The sequence below is a fragment of the Sphingobacterium sp. UBA6645 genome (assembly GCF_002455685.1).
GTDB classification, from domain to species: domain Bacteria; phylum Bacteroidota; class Bacteroidia; order Sphingobacteriales; family Sphingobacteriaceae; genus Sphingobacterium; species Sphingobacterium hotanense.
This window is the reverse complement of the sequence record NZ_DKLH01000051.1, coordinates 73,119-91,543: the sequence shown is the minus strand read 5'-3', so window position 1 is coordinate 91,543 and position 18,425 is coordinate 73,119. Positions and strand designations below refer to the sequence as shown.

Here is an 18,425-nt window from a genome sequence, read left to right as displayed (position 1 = left end):
AAAACTCAAAGCTTTCAGGAGTGTCTTCCGTGGCGTAAGGGACACAACATTCTTCCTGTACAGAGTGATGAAATTGTATGCTTAAAAATCTATTCCCCCCAAACTTTCGGTATGATCCCTAAATCAACTTGCCAGTACGCTAGATGAAGCATACTATATGCGGATGATTTATTCATACATGAACGACTAGGCCGAAATCAACGATTTTCTGATAATGAAAGGAATAAAAAAAAGCATCAATTTCTTGATGCTTTTTTGTGGAGGCTACTGGATTCGAACCAGTGACCCTCTGCTTGTAAGGCAGATGCTCTGAACCAGCTGAGCTAAGCCTCCTTTTTATTTTGGTGGAGAATACTGGATTCGAACCAGTGACCCTCTGCTTGTAAGGCAGATGCTCTGAACCAGCTGAGCTAATTCTCCTTTTCCGTCTTGCGGTGTGCAAATATAGGTCTAAAAATTGATTTGCAAAATTATTTCAGAAGATTTTTATTAAAAAATCAGCAATTTATTCAAACCCAAATAGATAAAATTACTTGATTCTACATCCGAGAGCTACACAAAACCCAAACTCGGCAATATTGCACCTTAAACATTATGGATTATATCAAAGACAAACGATATCACTGGAACATTCCGGCAACCGCTATTATATCCATGAGCCCCAAAACAGTCTCCATGAATCAATAACTCGAGACCAAAAACCCTATTTTAAGAACGCAGAAAGACTTGCTAACCGCGTTATTCGAATCGCATCTAATAAAGACAAGTGAATGATTAATTAATCGTAGAATTTCCAGGAAACCCCAAAACGAAGGAATGCCGGATTCATTGGATAACGACGAACGGTGTAGTATCCTTTCGGATAAACATGTTGGTTCGCAAAATTATAACTCAAGAATAAGTTTACACGATCAATATTAGCGGTAAGCCAAAAATCAACAATAGGATACGTCGAGAAATTGATTCCTAGATTATCATTGTAGAACTGTCCCGCATTAATCGCGTAAGAAGGCGTACGGAAAGGTGTATTAAAGCGAACATCAGCACCGATTCGGAAGTCCATCACCTTGTACAAAATATTTGCGTAGTAGAGGCTATGGAAAGTGTACAACTCCGGAGTAGCCAACACATCCATTGCGTCCGACTTCTGATAAACCACCATATTATCAAAATGGAATTTACGGAACTTGAAATTCTGACCTACTGTAAGTTTCAGAAGGTTTAGATTACCAGCCTGTGTTGGAGTAATCGCTCGTGAGATGACTTCATTAGTTGCCGGGTCGATACTCTCGGTGAAGTATGTATAATTATTGATCAGGAAGTATTCTAACTTACCACTGAAGCCAATCTTCTTATTCGCATAAGAGAAGTTCAGATTCTGTGTTTTTATCTTATCTAAGCCAAGATCTGCCCAAGAGTGGTAGGTCAGGTTAGCCGTCTCATAAATCATCGCTGGAGACTGATTTTGTGTATAAGCACCAATACGCAAATTTCCGATTACATCATTCACATGTACGTCTGCGTAGGCCTCATATAGGAAGTCGCCAAAGTTTTGACCCAATAGTATCTGCTTAGCAGAAAAGTTGACATCGACCTTGTCACTGAACTTATAACCGATGTTTCCTTTCACCATACTATTTTGATACATCTGACTCAGTACACTATCCGCATACCAGATCAAATCATTCTGGAATCCCAATTCCACACGCGCTTCATTTTTCAACGTTTTACCACGAAGGAAGAAGCTATAGGTAAAATCATTGGAGATCGTCGTAATTTTCGTCGTGTCATGCACTTCAACGAAACTCGCCAGCGGGAAAGCATTATTCCCATCCGCTTCATTCTTGAAGAATAAGAATTTCTGTTGCCTGATACTGGAGTTATGCGCGATGACATTCGTCGGATGGATTTCCGCATCCGGGGCACCCTTATTCACAGTATCCAAACGACCCATGTAGTAAGACTGACGTAGGAAAATGCCCAAATCTTTCCACTTATTGTAAGGACGGTCTTTTTGCTGACCATTCAATCGAACAGGATAACGTGCGGGATTTCCTGAACTTTCCGTATTATCCCGAAACAAAGTATCGTTCAGTACCGAGCCGTTCTCCGTTGCGTCGACCGTATTAAAAGTAAAATTCGTTAGTAAGTTATAGCGCTTGCTTGGCGACTCGTACCAAGAAAAGATAGCCCCTTTCCGATCGCTATACTCTTGATTCTTGTAATAACCGTCGGTATTGCTCGCGTGGTACTCCGCTCCAATATTGAGATTTGGATTAATATTCTGTGCTATCCGAGCCTTAAACACCTGATCGTCAAAGAAAAATCCGACAGCATAGAGTTCTGAGAACCGCGCTCTCGCACGAAAGTACTCCACAGAATCAGGATGAAGAATATAGCGTTCTAAAGCACGATATCCAGACTGAAAACCAATATTCTTATTAGCATTAAACAGGAGGTCGCGCGTCGCTAAACCATAGGAACCCAGGTTGATACTCGGATTCCAAGGCAGATTCTGCTTATTATAATATTGAAAATTAACGTGAGAAGTATCTAACTGGTAGGTCTTAGTGAAACGCTTCATCGTCGCCAGATTCGTATATCGAACGTATTTAGCGGTAAAAACTACGGAATCTTTCTTGTTATCTTCTTTGGCTCGCGCTGAATCGAGCGCCGAACTGAATTCATCTTCCACCTGCGCATAAAGCTTCGGCGTAAGTGCAAACAAGACCAATATTAATAACAACCTACTCAGTACACTCATGTAAGGATCTCTAAATAAACGCCCTCAAAAATAGGGCAAAAATCCAAGATTATTGCAATGCAATCAATTCTTTTAAAATACTTGTCATCTTCGGCTCTGCCTCGGTCGCCACTTCCACAATCTCTTTTAACGAAACTGGTTTTAAATCGCTGTGGAAACCCTCGTCGGTAATCACCGAAATGGCAAAGACAGGAAGGCTCATATGATTAGCAACAATCACCTCAGGAACTGTACTCATCCCAACAATATCCCCACCGATTATACGCATGTAACGATATTCCGCTCTAGTCTCCAGATTTGGACCTGGTGCAGAGACATACACAACCTCATGTGCTGTCACGCCTAACTTATTCGCAATCTCCATACCCTGCTTGATCATTCCTTTATCATAAGGTTGACTCATATCCGGGAAACGCGGCCCCAGATCTTCATCGTTCGATCCTCTCAAGGGGTTGTCCGGTAGTAAATTGATATGATCTTCGATTATACCGATATCACCCTTTTTGATCGCTGGATTCAAAGAGCCCGATGCATTCGAAACAAACAGCTTACTGATCCCCAAAGCCTTCATTACATGCACCGGAAAAGTAATTTCTTGCATATTATAGCCTTCATAATAATGCAGGCGACCTTGCATCGCTACGACACGACGGCTATTTAGGGTACCAAAAATTAACTTGCCCGTATGAAATTCGACTGTAGATATAGGAAAATTGGGAATATTAGAATACATCATCTGATGTTCAACCTCGATTTCATTGACCAGCTTGCCCAGACCTGTGCCTAATATTATTCCAAATTCAGGAGCGAAATCGCCGATTTTACGGCGTATAGAGTGGATAGATTCGTCGATTAAATGATACATGTGTGCAAAATATACTTAGTAGCCAAAACTACTGGATTTTTTTTGCACACACAAATCATTCAAGCAGGCATTATTTACTGCCGGCAATTTTACCTTCAACCTTACCAGGAGAAGTAATTAATAACAATAAGAAGGTAATCAAACCGTTGTAAACAATCAGTTCGAATCCAATTTTATAGGCTGTATGCGGCAGCACATATTGATTCAATAAGAATATCAATAATGGTGAAATCACACAAATAAATGGTACCAGATTATCATTTACTCTTCTTTTCGTTAAGATACCGAAAGAGAATAGACCCAATAAAGGACCATAAGTGTAACCTGCAATCTTGAAAATCGCTGATACCACAGATTCATCGTTTATCCAATGGAAAAGAAGAATGACCAATAGCATTACAACAGAAAACCCAAGGTGAACGAAGTTACGTTGTTTGACCAACTTAGGATCGTTTGGATTTTCCTTTTTATTGAAGTTCAGGAAGTCAACGCAGTAAGATGTGGTCAGCGCTGTAAGTGCTGAGTCGGTCGTAGCAAAGGTTGCGGCAGTTAAACCCATCATAAAAATAATACCCGGCAACAAGCTTAAATGACGTAACGCAATTTCCGGATACAGATAATCTGACTTTCCTAAATCTGCTAGTTTAATGCCGTTCGCATCTGCATAGAAATACAATAATGCTCCCACTGCCAAGAAAAACAAATTGATGACGATGAAAATACTCGTAAAGGTCATCATATTCTTCTGCGCCTCACCAATAGTTTTCATACTTAAGTTCTTCTGCATCAAATCTTGGTCTAAGCCTGTCATTGCAATCGTAACGAACGCACCACCGATAATATGCTTCCAGAAATGTCTAGTATCTCCTAATAGATTTTCCCATACGAATATCTTCGAATAAGAACTGTCTTTAACCTTTTCAAAGGCTTCGAATACAGTTAATCCAAGACCATCAGCCATGAAATAGATCGACAATATAACCGCCAACAACAAAAACGTCGTCTGAAGTGTGTCAGTGATGATGATAGTCTTCAAACCACCTTTGTTGGTATATAACCAAATCAAAACTAAACACACCGCTACAGTTAAAATAAACGGCACATTCCAAGCATCAAAAATATAGCGTTGCAGTACGATAGCAACTAGATATAAACGGAACGCAGAACCGATGGTTCTGGAAATCAAGAAGATCATCGCCCCTGACTTATAACTCTTATGGCCTAATCGTTCTTCTAGATACGTATAAATAGAAGTCAGGTTCATGCGGTAGTAAAGCGGCAGCAATACGTAGGCGATAATTACAAAGCCAATAGCATTTCCGATTACAAACTGAAAATAGCTGAAATTATTCGGGTCTGACATCCCTCCGGGCGTATTACCTACATCTCCAGGAACGGAAATGAACGTAACACCAGATAATGCCGTACCGATCATTCCGAAGGCAACCATATACCATTTGGCATTACGATTGGCAACGAAGAATGTTGAATTATCCGAAGAATCTTTCGACGTGAAATAAGACACCGCCAGTAAGATTGCGAAATAAACAACAAGAAAGGATAATAATATAATAGGTGACATATGTTTGTTTAGCTATTCTTTTGTAGGTTGAAGTTATCGATAGCCTTACGTACATTACCGAATTGCTCGATCAATGCCGTAGCTGTCTCTTCGTCGGTTCCTGTCTCTGCCATCACCATACGAACGCCTCTCCCCACCAGCTTGTGGTTCGAAAGCTGCATATCAACCATTTTATTTCCTTTAACGCGACCTAGCTGAATCATAACAGCCGTACTGATCATATTTAAAGCAAGTTTTTGAGCGGTACCCGCTTTCATGCGCGTAGAGCCGGTCACAAACTCAGGACCTACAATCAGCTCTACCGGATACTGTGCGATTGCTGCAATTGGCGAATTGCCATTGCATACGATACAGCCCGTAGCGATACCCATTTCATTCGCTTTCTCCAATCCACCGATAACATAAGGTGTTGTGCCTGAGGCAGCAATTCCGATCACCACATCATTCGTATTGATTGCATACTCTTCAAGGTCTTTCCAAGCTTGGTTCTCATCATCCTCCGCAAACTCAACAGCTTTACGGATGGCGGTATCACCACCAGCAATCAGTCCGATAACCCAATCAAAAGGAACACCATAAGTCGGTGGGCATTCCGAAGCGTCAAGAATACCTAGACGTCCACTTGTACCTGCACCGATATAAAAAAGACGACCGCCTTTTTTCATACGCTCCACGATCACCTTAACTAAGGATTCGATATGAGCAATCTCTCTCTCCACCGCCAACGGAACGGTTTTATCTTCGTTATTAATGTTCGTCAAAATCTCGTGAACAGACATTTTGTCTAAGTCCTGATAATTGGAATCCTTTTCCGTTGTGTTGATCATACTCTGTAGCATTTTGAAATACCTATATAACTTTTCGTAAATATGCGATTTTTTATTAAAAACCGCAACAACATGCAATCTCGTTCTTTATATACTTTTGATAGGCGAATTTATCATTTTTCCCTTTTAATAAATCATCAAATTCACACTATCGATTAAAAAATTATCCCTAAGCAAAGGTTAGAATTGATAAATCAACGATTTCCAAGCTTTAAATTGCCAAAGCCAATTTAAAATATAAAGTAAACTTATTTTACCATGCTTCGGAAGAATCGTGATTTTTTTCTTTTTATTCCTGAATAACCTGCAATTTTATGCGCGTTTTGTTAAATAATATTTCGTAAACCATTATTTTTCGCGTTAGATTACCCGCACATGTAACAACCTTAGAGAAAATTATGAATTCTTCGCGAATTCCTTTTTATATTGAAAAAATACAATCGAATTAATAAGATAACATACTTATCTTTCCGTCCATTGTACTGATAACAACTTTATTTTTCCATAATAGTAGGGGATTAATCATACCATTGGAAACTTTATATTGCCACTTAACTTTTCCGGTTTTAGCATCCAACGCTGTAAATAATCCCTTGTCGCTTGGCACAAACACGTTTCGCTTTTTACTCTGTATAGCTGTAGGCGCTAATTCATAGGGCAATTTCAAGTTGGACTTCCAAGTGATATCCATACTGTCAGCCATCACCGGAACACCGATCAACTCGCCATCCATGGTCTTTGCATATACAAGCTTCTTATTGGAAGACAAGCCTATTGATTCCCTTACCTTTTCAGAGTCCTTTTTTTCGCGCCATATGGTTTTGCCGGTTTTTAAATCTATCACCGTCATATAACGATCTGGTGCAACAATAAAGACCCTGTTCTTATGCACAACGGGGTAAACTGCCGCTGCGGAAAACATCCTGTTCTGATGTCCATTCCACCATTCCCATTGCAATTCCCCACTGTTTTGGTCGAGCGCATAAAAACCATTGCCCCAAGATCCAAAAATCACTTTGCCATCCGCCAAAGTGGGCAATGTGGAAACATAGCCTTTCACTTGATCGAACTGCCATAATAATTTTCCATCCGCCACCTGAATACATCTGAAAATACCGTCAGAAGCACCGATGAACGCATTTCCGCTAGCTACAGCTGCTGAGCCTAAAACCGCTTTCTTCGCCTCGAGCTTCCATTTTAATGTACCTGTCTTAGCATCCAGACCATAAATAAAGTGATCCGTAGAGCCTACAACCACCGTTCCTTGATGAAATACTGGTGTAGAATATACCTTGCCTCCGGTTTTGAATGACCAAACTCGCTTTCCATCATGTAAATCCAGCGCAAAGACTTCACCAACGGTATTTGCGGTAAATAATAGTTTACCATCTGTACCCATGCCTGCACCTATATCTCCATGATCCTGATACTCCCAAACTAACTTTGCGGTAGTTTGCTTATTTACACTGTAGTCCGGACGAGCATATTGTCCATTTACCCCAGGCTGCACAGGTCGAAGCGCCAAAGCCAACCAAGGGTCCTCCGTTTTAATTAACGGTCGACGGACTTGAAAAATTGCTGAATCATTGCGTATCGTAATTAAGTTATATCCTCCGACCTCCTCTTTCGCTCTTAGGTTCGATCGTAACATCACACCCGGAATGCCTTCCCAATCGTATAAACGATTTTGATGTCCATGGCCGCATAAAGCCAACTGTACATTCCGTGTTTTCAATCGATCGATAGATTCATACCAATTGTTCAAGGATTCGTCCAGTGGATAATGATTAATAGCGATCAACGGTGTTTCCTTAATAGGATATTCCTGAAAAATCGAGTCCATCCATACGAGATTCTCTCTTGGAATCTGACCCGGACTCATCCGCATATTCGGGCCGGAAGCCGTCCCGATGATATCATAGCCTTTATGCTTCAAAAAGAATGTTTCTTTACCAAAAACACGACGGAAGCTATTCGCACCGCTTTCTGACCAATTACTGTCGTGGTTTCCCGGAATGACAAACCACGGGCGTTGGATACTATCCAAAATCCGCTTCGCCAAAAGCAATTCCTCATCGGAACCAAATTCTGTAATATCGCCCGAGAAAATCACAAAGTCTATATTCTTTAGTTTATTAATATCCTGCACAGTCCGACGAAGATCATCGGCGCCGGTTGAACCGCCAACATGCGTATCGGTAACCTGAGCAAAACGAAAAGATTGGGCAAAGGAAATTTGCCCCCATATCAAAAAGATGAAAACAAAAAGTCTCGGCAAATACATCAATACAAAGTTTAGGTAGATGATAAGGCTTCCCTACCTTTAGGAAGCCTTTTGATTATTTCTTCAAAGGACTTGACTTTTTACTTTCTACATGATCCGCATTTACGGCAGTAACCACGTAGTATCCCGATTTAGAAACACTTAATCTCTTCTCTTCAGTAAATGCCAATAGCTCTCCTTCTGCTGTCAAATTAGCAAAATAATATACCGCCGATTTAACATCACCAGTCGTTGACCAAGTTAACTCATTCCCGGAAAGTTTCACATTGGATGGCGTTGCAGGCTTTGCAGCAACTTCTCTACCAAAGAAAGGCATCAGCACATCCTTGGCATAAAGCTCTGCCAATTTGTTGGTAATACCAATTCTATTTGCCAAAACATCGCGCGCACTATACATTACGCTTCCTCTTACATACTGATTTTTACGCGCTAAGTCGAATTGATTAACCAACTCAGCTGTATTTTGAAAGGCAGCACCACCATCGGATGCACCAAATTTGTAATAACCATGTCCGATTACCAATCCTGCCTTCCCACGGAACTGAGACCATGTCGCCAAATTGCGCTCGAAAGGATTGAATGAATTGCCAATTTCTTGGTAAAGCTGAGGAATCAATATATCCACCCAGCCGGACGACGTCCATTTCGCTACATCAGCAAAAAGTCCATTGTAGTTATTATCCTTATTCGCCGCTGGCGAAACTGAAAACACCATTTGAGGCTTCGTCGCTTTGATCGTATTGAAAACTCCTTCAATCGCCTTATCCACATTCCCCCTTCTGAAACTCTCAACTGTACTATATCCGGCCCCGTATTTCTGATAGTCTGCATCATCATTATGAGTTACACCGGAAGGATAGAAATAATCATCAAAATGAATCCCATCGACATTGTATTTTGTGATAAAATCTTTGACGATATCATTCAAGCGCTGACGCACCTCTGGTAATGCTGGATTGTAAATACGGATAGTTGGGTGGTCGATAACCCAGCTTGCATTGACTGAAGCATGGAGTGCAGGATAAGTTCCACTAGCTGATGCTCGCGTTGAAATGCGATAAGGGTTCATCCAGGCATGGAACTCCATACCACGAGCATGCGTCTCTTCGATTAAGAAATTCATAACATCATAACCCGGATCAACACCACGTGTTCCCGATATGGCAGCAGACCATGGTTCATAAGGAGAATTGTAGAAGGCATCGCCCATTCCTTTGACCTGAAAAAACACCGCGTTAAACTTCAATGCTTTCAAACGATCAAGTATCTCAATATACTTTTGTTTCTGTGCAGCTTCACCGCGTACCCCAGGCCAATCAAGCTCCCATACGGTTGCAATCCAAGCGCCACGCATTTCCTTAGCAGGAAATTTCAAGGTTGTCACTGGTGGTTCAGGATCAGGGTCAGGTGTGCCTCCCGGTCCATCAGAACTCTTACTACAGCTGTTAAGCAACAGAGCAAGTACAAAAAATAAGCTAAAATAAACGGATAATCTTTTCATCTATAATTGGGTTAGAAATGAAGAAAGGACGTCCGAACACCGATTTAAAAACCAGCATCAGACGTCCCTTCCTTATATTAATTGAAAGATTTCATTAATCTTCTGCAACATTCACTGGGAATTCTACAATCGTGAATCCAGCATCGGTAGTCGCACCGTAAACCATTAACTTCTGGTCTTTGCCGTCAGCATCTTTCACAATATGGAAACCTGATTGTGTACCAGGGGCAGTGTTTGTCGCTGCCGAAACAGGGAATTCATACACCGGTTTTTTATCCCCTTGCTCAAATGCTGTTAGCGCATCTACTATATTTGCCCCTGCTGTGATATTATAAATTCTCAACACAGCATCAGGCGCTGTATTCGCTGTTCTTGGAACAGTAACCACCAATAAGTAGCGCTGTCCATTAAAATTGATAACTCGTGGGTCACCCGAGTGAACTGGAATAGAAGTAGCGCCCATGGTATATGCTACACTACCCGCATTATTCAATACTGCAATTGGTTTATCATGTCCGGTTGCTAAATAAGACTCGGTACCTGCGATATGATTGTATGCAGACCATTGTCCATAGGTCGTACGCGTATCGAAAGAAACAGTTTCCGTTACTTGGTTGTAATTCTCGATCTTCACACGCATTACCTGAACACCAGCAGAGATAAAGAAAGCATAGCCATTTCCGCTTTCATCCAGACTCATAGAGAAATTATCTCCGTGACGAGCCCCAGCTCCAGCAACAGATGCTACGTTAATATTAGCAATAACTTCCGGAGCAGATGTAGGTGTCGCCCAATGGTAAATTTTTAGTGGTGATGCCTGTGATGTTGATAAGTTCGCAACATAAGAGTGACCATTAATTTGTGCGCCCATATTATGTGTGAAAGTACCACCAGTAATTCCAGTCACATCTAATTTGATAGGCGTAAGACGGTTTTCTCGCAAATCTTCCACCGGAAGTAAATGAATTCCAGTAGCACCACGACTAACAACTAAAACGTGCTTACCATCGAAACCTGATCCTCTTGTCAATTGTCCACCCCATCCAATATACGTTGGATTTCCAACCGGATTGCTTGAATAATCCATCACGGTAGGTTTTGTAAAATCAGCACCATATACTGGTACTTTAAAGCGAATTAAAGCCTTATATTCTTTAAATCTCGGAGAGTTCAATACTTTAATAATAATCTCTTTCTGGGTATCACCGGATTGATAAGGAATATTATAAACGGTATTTTCTACGCTCGCTCCTTCAGACGTTTCAACTTCGAACTTTACGCTCGAAAAATCAGTAAGCGTATCGATGCGTGGGAAGGAAATCGTCTTTTTATTCTCGTCTATCTCTCCTACCAAAACATCTGTTCCATCTTCACCCGCATTAACAATGCGGATAGCCTTTAGATCTGTGTATTTATCGGATTCCACATTGCCTGGAAAATCTTCTGAACAAGAACTAAAACCTGCAAGGCCAATTAGAGCAATAATCATTGCGCCAATAGAACGGTTTAATTTCATTTTCATATGGTTAATCTATTATGAATTCAATATTAGTTTTGAGGCCATCCTTGTGTTTGATCCAAGACATAACCCTTCGCTTCATACTCAGCGATTTGGTTTCTACCAACCGGTGTTAAGTATGGGTTCACATTCGCTTGATTTAAGAACGGAAGTCTATCTGCATTTTCAACATAACGATAGAAGCCATTCATCTTCGCCGGACTGTCTGGATCAGCAGCATTGAAAACTTCAATTTGACCATTCAATTTCACAACGGAAACACCAGTTTTCAAATCTCCAGGTAGTTCCTTCAAGAAATTCACCCATCCTCCGGAAAGTAAGTCTGGATTTTGCTGTGTATCCATATATTGCAATTTCGACCAACGCTTAAGATCTGCTAATCGAGAATGTTCAAACGTCATTTCCATACGGCGCTCTCTACGAATCTCCCAAATCAGACTTGAAACCTGAACATCACGCTCTGCATCTTGCGGTAACTCGCCTAACTTCATAGGCGCTGTCATTTTCACACCTTTTGCGATCGCTTCTGCTGCCAATGGACGTAGCCTAATCTTGTTGATAGAACGGTCAATATCCGCTTGCGAAACTGCTACACCACCAAGGGCCGCTAATTCCGCTTTGGTTTCTATCCAGTTCAACAATACTTCGGCATAACGCAATACTGGCGCGTCAGTGGTATTGTTTGCTCCTGAATATGGAACTCCTGGCGCTCCGCCAGACGCGACACGGTTTTGAACTTCTCTTGGTAAGAATTTAGTGATATATAAATACGAAGCTCTATTCCTGATCGAAGGATCTGTGTGGAAAGTAGCTTCAAAACGAGAGTCTCTTGTCTTAACCAAAGAGTCGAGTGTAAAGTCGCTCGCTGGCGCTAAATCCGAATTTTGCCAAACCTTGCCATCATTACAGATGTACGATTTAATTAAATCCGTTGTTGGACCATAGGTAATGTTTTCTGCTAAATTATGAAGAGAGAGAATTGTATGCTTCACACTTATGGCATCATCATACTGTCTGTAAAGGATCATATCCTTATTACCAGCTAAATTCTCGGAAGTAAATTGCGAACGGTAATCCGTAACAATGTCATACTTACCGCTTGCGATAACCATTTCCGCAGCTCTCAATGCTAATTCGAAAAACTTCTTCGCACGTTCATTATTTTTATAATAATATTTTTGCCAAGAACCTTCATTCATTGCAAGGCGAGACACGAAACCAGCAACCACGTAACGGTTTACATTTTGAACACCGTCATTCAGACGCACATTCTCTAAAGCAAAGCTTAAATCATCATAAACATGATCCATCACCTCGTTACGAGGCGTACGTTTTTTGTAAAGTTCATCGGTTTCATCAATATCTACTGGTCGATCGTAATATGGAACATCTCCATACGATTGTACTAACTGAGAATAACGGAATGCTCTGAAGAAACGACCGATGCCCATCCAGTGATTAAAAGCTTCTTCACTAAGAATAGAAGACATTCTATTCTGAACACGGTCGATCATGATGTTGATCGAACGGATGTTGGTATAGCTCCAAATTTGACTTACAGGCACCGCTCTAGTAAACTGCGATTGATTACCTTGAAATAATAAATCATCACTGAACGTATACCCTGCTAAAAGGGCATCACCATTATCAAAGCCCACGCCATAACCAACAAAGAAGTCGGTATAATATTTATTTGCATATAAACGAACATTATCTTCTGTCGTCCATGCATTATCGTCATTTAAATTGGTAAGCCCCGGTCTGTCTAAGAATTTTTCACAACTGCTCAAACTGCTTAGTGCCAATGCTGCCGCTACAAAAATGCTATATTTAATTTTCATAATAATTTCCTCCTAAAGTTTATAAACCAATCTGAATACCTAAAGAAGCAGACTTGAATGAAGGTGTACCAGCACCCGTTCTTCCCAAGTTATAGTTACCATCTGTACGTAGCATGCTATTTCCAGAAATCGTTTCTGGATCAATAGGTAAACCACGTAGGTTATCAAAGGTGAAGAAGTTCTCTAAAGACACGTAGATACGTGCATTTTTTAAGTGAATTCTATTCAACACATTTTCTGATACCGCATAACCAAATGTGATATTCTTGATCTTGAAGTATGACATATCCAATAGGTAACGAGTTTGAGGGCGCATTACATAGCCTTCGTCTGCTCCACCCAAGTTCCAAGCGCGAGGATAGAACGCATCAGTACGATCTGCTTTCCAGAAATCTTCCGCAATTGCTTGTGGCATCGCTCCATCCTTAACATGATAGCCAGGAATAGCTAATTGACCAGAACCCCAGATCTCACGTTTTCCAACACCTTGTAGGAACACCGATAAATCGAATCCTTTCCAGTCTGCTCCTAAACGGAAACCATATTCGTAACGAGGCGTTGAGTTACCGATTACGACGCGGTCACCAGGATTACCATTCGTATTATCACCGTTTGTGATATATCCATCACCATTTACGTCAACAAATTTCACATCACCAGGGCTCATGATCATAATACCATTACCATCCTCAAAGAAGGTTTGGTAAACCGGATTATCTCCAGCCAATTGATTGGTTACTTTCGATACGCCTTCATGTACGATAGTAACTTTCTGATGATTACCATCAGCGTCGTACAAGAAGTCTTCTTTTTGGTATAAACGATCCGTTACATAACCATAGATATCACCATAACGTCTTCCAGTAGAGAAGCTATTATTATTTAATAAACGATTTTCCCAAGTTGTTGCCCAGTCTGCGCCTTTAGTAACAATTGTAATCGCATCCGCTAAATTCGCATTCGCAGAAAGTCTTAGACCGTTATCAAATCTGTGTGAATAGTCTAATGCAATTTCCCATCCTCTAGTTCTTAGGTTACCAAAGTTCCCTTCAGGAGAAGTGGCTTGGCCAAACGTTGCTGGAGGAACTTCTCCCGCAACAATCATATCTTTCGTTGAGCGTTGGAACCATTCAAAAGTTAAACCCAACTTATTGAAGAAACGTAAGTCAGCACCAATATTTGAGTGCTCAATATTTTGCCATGATAAACTTCTTCTTACTGATCTCGGCGTACTTAAATAATAATACTTTAAAGCCTCGCCATTGAGCCAGTTATTCTGGGAAACCGGCATTGTCGGTACATACAAATCGTTATTAACCGATTGGTCACCGATACTACCCCATGAACCGCGTAATTTCGCAAAACTTAATACAGGGTTTAGGCTTTCCATAAAACGCTCGTTGGACAGGATCCATCCTGCTGAGAAGGAAGGATACCATTTCCATTGCAGGTGCGTAGGGAATTTCGACGTACCATCGTAACGAAGGTTAGCCTCTAATAAGTACTTATTGGCAAAAGTGTAGTTGGCACGTCCGAAGAAACCAACTTGAGAATCCCAATCCGTATCACCTCCACTTTCTTGAATTCCGGTAGCAAACGGGAATTGTGGGTTTTCTTCATTGATCAAATTTGTGCGTCTCGCCCAAGAGTCTTCCCATTTGTTAGCAACCATATTGGTTCCTAACATGAATTTAACTTCATGCTTATCCGCAATAACCTTGTTATAGGTTGTAAATGCGTTGAAGGTATGTTTTTTAGAGAAATACGAGCGACGATAGATATTCGATTGCTCTTTCGTAATATATGTTTCTACTGGGAAACGGTATGCTAGCATTCCACCATTGTCTGTAGGAATACCATTCTCATCTACATAAACTTGATTACCGTCTGCATCGTTCCATGCAACAGGCGCATACCAGTGCCAAGCTCCTCTGAATGTTGGCATAGAAGTTCTATCTCCATTATTCTGCGTGCTGTAGGCATAGTCCATCTTTAGATCCCAACCGTCCATAATATCGATGGTTGTACCAAAGTTTAAATTTAAGTAGCGATTGATTTTTTCCGCAGTGTGTGCATTTTTAGTGTCGAAATACGGATCACGAACATCGGTATCATGCTCTTGTGCACCAATAGGGAATAATCTTGACCAACGGTATAGATACAACCAAGGGTCAGCACCAAAACCTGTTGCTGAGTTTGGATAACGTTTGGTTCCATCAGAATACATCGCACCACCACGAAGCGTAAGGATATCATTTACCTTCGTAGAGATATTTGCTGTTGCGTTATATCTAGTGAAATCGTCGTCCTTTGCAGGTTTCATCATCCCTTGTTGACCTAGATACCCAACACTCATGTTATAAGTGGTATTTCCACTTTTTCCGTTCAAGCCTAGATTATGTAAATGCGAAAATGCATTGTCCTTAATCATCACACTTGCCGGATCATATAAGCGCAAGCCATATTTCTCACCACCTTCGAAATACCAGTCACGGCCATAAAGAACAGGGTCATGATCATTCACGATTCCGCCCCATTTTTGTTGCCATTCTTTAATCTTTTCAAAGCTTTCACGGTTAACACGCCAGAAACCACCAGCAGGACCGGCAGCTTGCATATTTTCATGCGCCTCTAAGGTATATTCTAAACCATCGATACCTGCAATCTCAATAGGTTTCATTGGAGATTGCAAAGAAAGGTTATTCGAATAAGTCACATTGTGCGAATCGCCTTTTGCGCCTTTTTTCGTCGTAATCAAGATCACACCAAACGCTGCCTTAGCACCATAAATTGATGATGACGCCGCATCTTTTAATACAGAGATGGATTCGATATCATTAGGGTTTACCATATTGATACTTGGAATCTCTACGTTGTCCACTAAGATCAATGGATTAGCATTTCCTCTGATGGAAGCAACCTGTCCACGAATCTTCATTACCGGATCGGAACCAACTTCACCAGAAGGAATAACAACAGAAAGTCCCGGGATAGTACCTTGCATACCACGACCTGCGTCAGGAATTGGGCGGCTACCCATCACTTCTTCCACATTGATGGAAGAAACGGCACCTGTTAAGTGTTCCTTTCTTTGGGTACCATAACCTACTACCACAACTTCATCCAACACATCAGCTGCGCCTTCCAAAGTCACGTTTACCGTATTTCCGGCAACTGTTACCTCCTTGGAGTCATAACCCACAAAAGAGATTCTCAGTTTAGAGCCTACCGGTGCTGTGATCGTAAATTTACCGTTGCCATCTGTAGCAGTTGTCGTTGATGTACCGATAACTGTTACTGTTGCACCAGCGATTGGTCCATCAGCGCCAGATACGGTTCCTTGCACCGTATTTTGAAGAACTGAGGAAGCATTCGTCCAGCTTGCATTTTTTCTAAGGCTACTTGCAGTCGAGGCCTCAGCAAATGAAGCGTAGGACGGCATAGTTAAGCCTAGAGCGAGAGAAAAGAGTAGAAGTCTTCGCATTGCTTATCGATTAAAATTAAAAAGTTTGTTTTATCATAATTCGGCGTTTTCATTTGTAGATAATGAATAAACCGTCACTAATTTACAGATAATTACCTGATTTCATAATTCTTTATGCGTTTTTATGAGTGTTTATGCAAAAAGAAAAGCAAAGAGGCCCAAATGTTATTTGAGCCTTTTATATGTTTTTCAATTAAAATCAGGATAGATTAAATATTTTTTACGCATTTCTTTATATTCTTTCAATTCCGGCTCCCAACTCTTGCGAATTTCATCTTCGGTTTTTCCAGCAATAATATCTTTACGTAATTGATCGGTACCAGCGAGTTTGTCAAAGAATTCAGCTCTGCTGAAGAACTTAGACTTGTCTGGCATCTTATTATAAAAATGTAGAATATACTTTAATGTGAACTTCTGATCGTCTGCATTCAGGTTACGAAGATCTAGTCCATACAATTTCTCGCCTTTACCTTCCACATGTTTCACCATACCAGCTTTTTCACCTGGGGTGTATGTGAAATCACCATAAACAGGATTGTTATAACCTACAACCTGGAAAGGCCAATCTGTACCGCGACCTACGGAGATCTCTGTACCTTCGAACAAGCATAAAGAAGAATATAGGCGTACGGAAAGGTGGTTCGGTAAACTTGGCGAAGGAATAACAGGAAGCTCGTACATTTTTCCATGATTCCAATTCTCTACAGGAATTACAGTTACCTTGCATTGTTTTCCACCTTCTAACCACTTCTCTCCGTTGATCATCTTAGCAAGTTCACCAACGGTCAGGCCATGAACCATTGCAATCTTATGATAAGAGACATTGGATTTAAACTTATCGTCTTTACGAACAGGTCCGTCAACCTGGTCGCCACATGGGTTCGGACGATCCAGAACGATCAGCTCCTTGTTATGCTTTGCGCATAATTCCATCACGCGATGTAAAGAGGTGATGTAGGTATAGAAACGAGCGCCTACGTCCTGTAAATCGAAGATCATCACGTCGATTGACTGTACGATAGAATCCTGCTTTTCATTACCTCCATAAAGGGTATATAAAGGTAGACCTGTTTTTGAATCAACGGCGTTGTCTACTTTTTCACCACGTTCAATATCGCCACGGAAACCATGCTCTGGCGCAAACCCGAATTTCAAATCAACTTTTTCACGCAATAAAACGTCCAACAAATGTTCTTTTTGCTCACCAACAACGGAGGTTTGATTTCCCATAATCCCTACCTTCTTGCCTTTAAGCAAGGGTAAATAAGCTTGAAGCTGATCGGCTCCCGGAACAATAATGTTTGCGTTGTTTTGCGGTTCCTCTTGTGCAGCTTCTTGTTTCACCACTGATTTTGACGTGGTTCCACAGCTATTTGTTAATAGAACTCCGAATAATGCAGTATGCAGCAAAAATAGTTTCATAAATATCGATTTGGCGCAAATAAACAGGTATTCTGTGCTTTACCTCGTAAAATTAAAACAAATACCGCATATAAAAGCAATCGATAGCGTAAATCATACAACTTTAGGCAAAAAGAAAGAGAAAACACGCACAAAAACGAATATGCGTGTTTTGCAATATTTTTGATGAATCCTGCAAAAACATCAGTTTCCGAAAGAATTAGCGCTCTTACCCCGTATTTGTACTGTTGTAGATAGTGTACTTTTAACACATTTAAGTAACAATAAGGTGACAAATAGACCCTGCGTAACTTCTGAGTTCCGAAAAGTTCAAAACATTCTTTGTCTGAAGCAACA

The 18,425-nt window shown here is 40.9% G+C and carries 10 protein-coding genes and 2 tRNA genes; all 12 read right to left on the bottom strand.

The window, feature by feature from the left end; all coding sequences use genetic code 11:
- Window positions 1-258: 258 nt before the first annotated feature.
- A tRNA-Val gene (locus tag B2400_RS10090) sits at window positions 259-333 on the bottom strand.
- A 9-nt stretch (window positions 334-342) separates the two neighbouring features.
- Window positions 343-420, bottom strand: a tRNA-Val gene (locus B2400_RS10085).
- A 358-nt stretch (window positions 421-778) separates the two neighbouring features.
- Window positions 779-2,764: a putative porin gene (locus B2400_RS10080; RefSeq protein WP_293933085.1), complete on the bottom strand. Its 1,986-nt coding sequence runs from the start codon at window positions 2,762-2,764 to the stop codon at window positions 779-781.
- A 49-nt stretch (window positions 2,765-2,813) separates the two neighbouring features.
- Window positions 2,814-3,629, bottom strand: a complete 816-nt coding sequence (locus B2400_RS10075; protein WP_293933083.1) for a purine-nucleoside phosphorylase — start codon at window positions 3,627-3,629, stop codon at window positions 2,814-2,816.
- Window positions 3,630-3,699: 70 nt separating this feature from the next.
- Window positions 3,700-5,211 (bottom strand): sodium:solute symporter, encoded by a 1,512-nt coding sequence (locus tag B2400_RS10070; RefSeq protein WP_293933081.1) that lies wholly within the window; start codon window positions 5,209-5,211, stop codon window positions 3,700-3,702.
- A gap of 8 nt (window positions 5,212-5,219) precedes the next feature.
- Window positions 5,220-6,038: an N-acetylmuramic acid 6-phosphate etherase gene (gene murQ, locus B2400_RS10065; RefSeq protein ID WP_260042475.1), complete on the bottom strand. Its 819-nt coding sequence runs from the start codon at window positions 6,036-6,038 to the stop codon at window positions 5,220-5,222.
- Between the two features lie 445 nt (window positions 6,039-6,483).
- Window positions 6,484-8,322: a PQQ-binding-like beta-propeller repeat protein gene (locus tag B2400_RS10060; protein ID WP_293933079.1), complete on the bottom strand. Its 1,839-nt coding sequence runs from the start codon at window positions 8,320-8,322 to the stop codon at window positions 6,484-6,486.
- Window positions 8,323-8,377: 55 nt separating this feature from the next.
- Window positions 8,378-9,823: a glycoside hydrolase family 10 protein gene (locus B2400_RS10055; protein WP_293933078.1), complete on the bottom strand. Its 1,446-nt coding sequence runs from the start codon at window positions 9,821-9,823 to the stop codon at window positions 8,378-8,380.
- Between the two features lie 94 nt (window positions 9,824-9,917).
- Window positions 9,918-11,345, bottom strand: a complete 1,428-nt coding sequence (locus B2400_RS10050; RefSeq protein ID WP_293933076.1) for a DUF4623 domain-containing protein — start codon at window positions 11,343-11,345, stop codon at window positions 9,918-9,920.
- Between the two features lie 26 nt (window positions 11,346-11,371).
- Complete coding sequence (locus tag B2400_RS10045; protein WP_293933074.1) at window positions 11,372-13,183, bottom strand: RagB/SusD family nutrient uptake outer membrane protein; 1,812 nt, start codon at window positions 13,181-13,183, stop codon at window positions 11,372-11,374.
- 19 nt (window positions 13,184-13,202) lie between these two features.
- A complete protein-coding gene (locus tag B2400_RS10040) occupies window positions 13,203-16,667 on the bottom strand; it encodes a SusC/RagA family TonB-linked outer membrane protein (protein ID WP_293933072.1) in 3,465 nt (1,154 codons plus the stop codon).
- Between the two features lie 189 nt (window positions 16,668-16,856).
- Complete coding sequence (locus B2400_RS10035; protein ID WP_293933071.1) at window positions 16,857-18,089, bottom strand: exo-beta-N-acetylmuramidase NamZ family protein; 1,233 nt, start codon at window positions 18,087-18,089, stop codon at window positions 16,857-16,859.
- Window positions 18,090-18,425 lie beyond the last annotated feature (336 nt).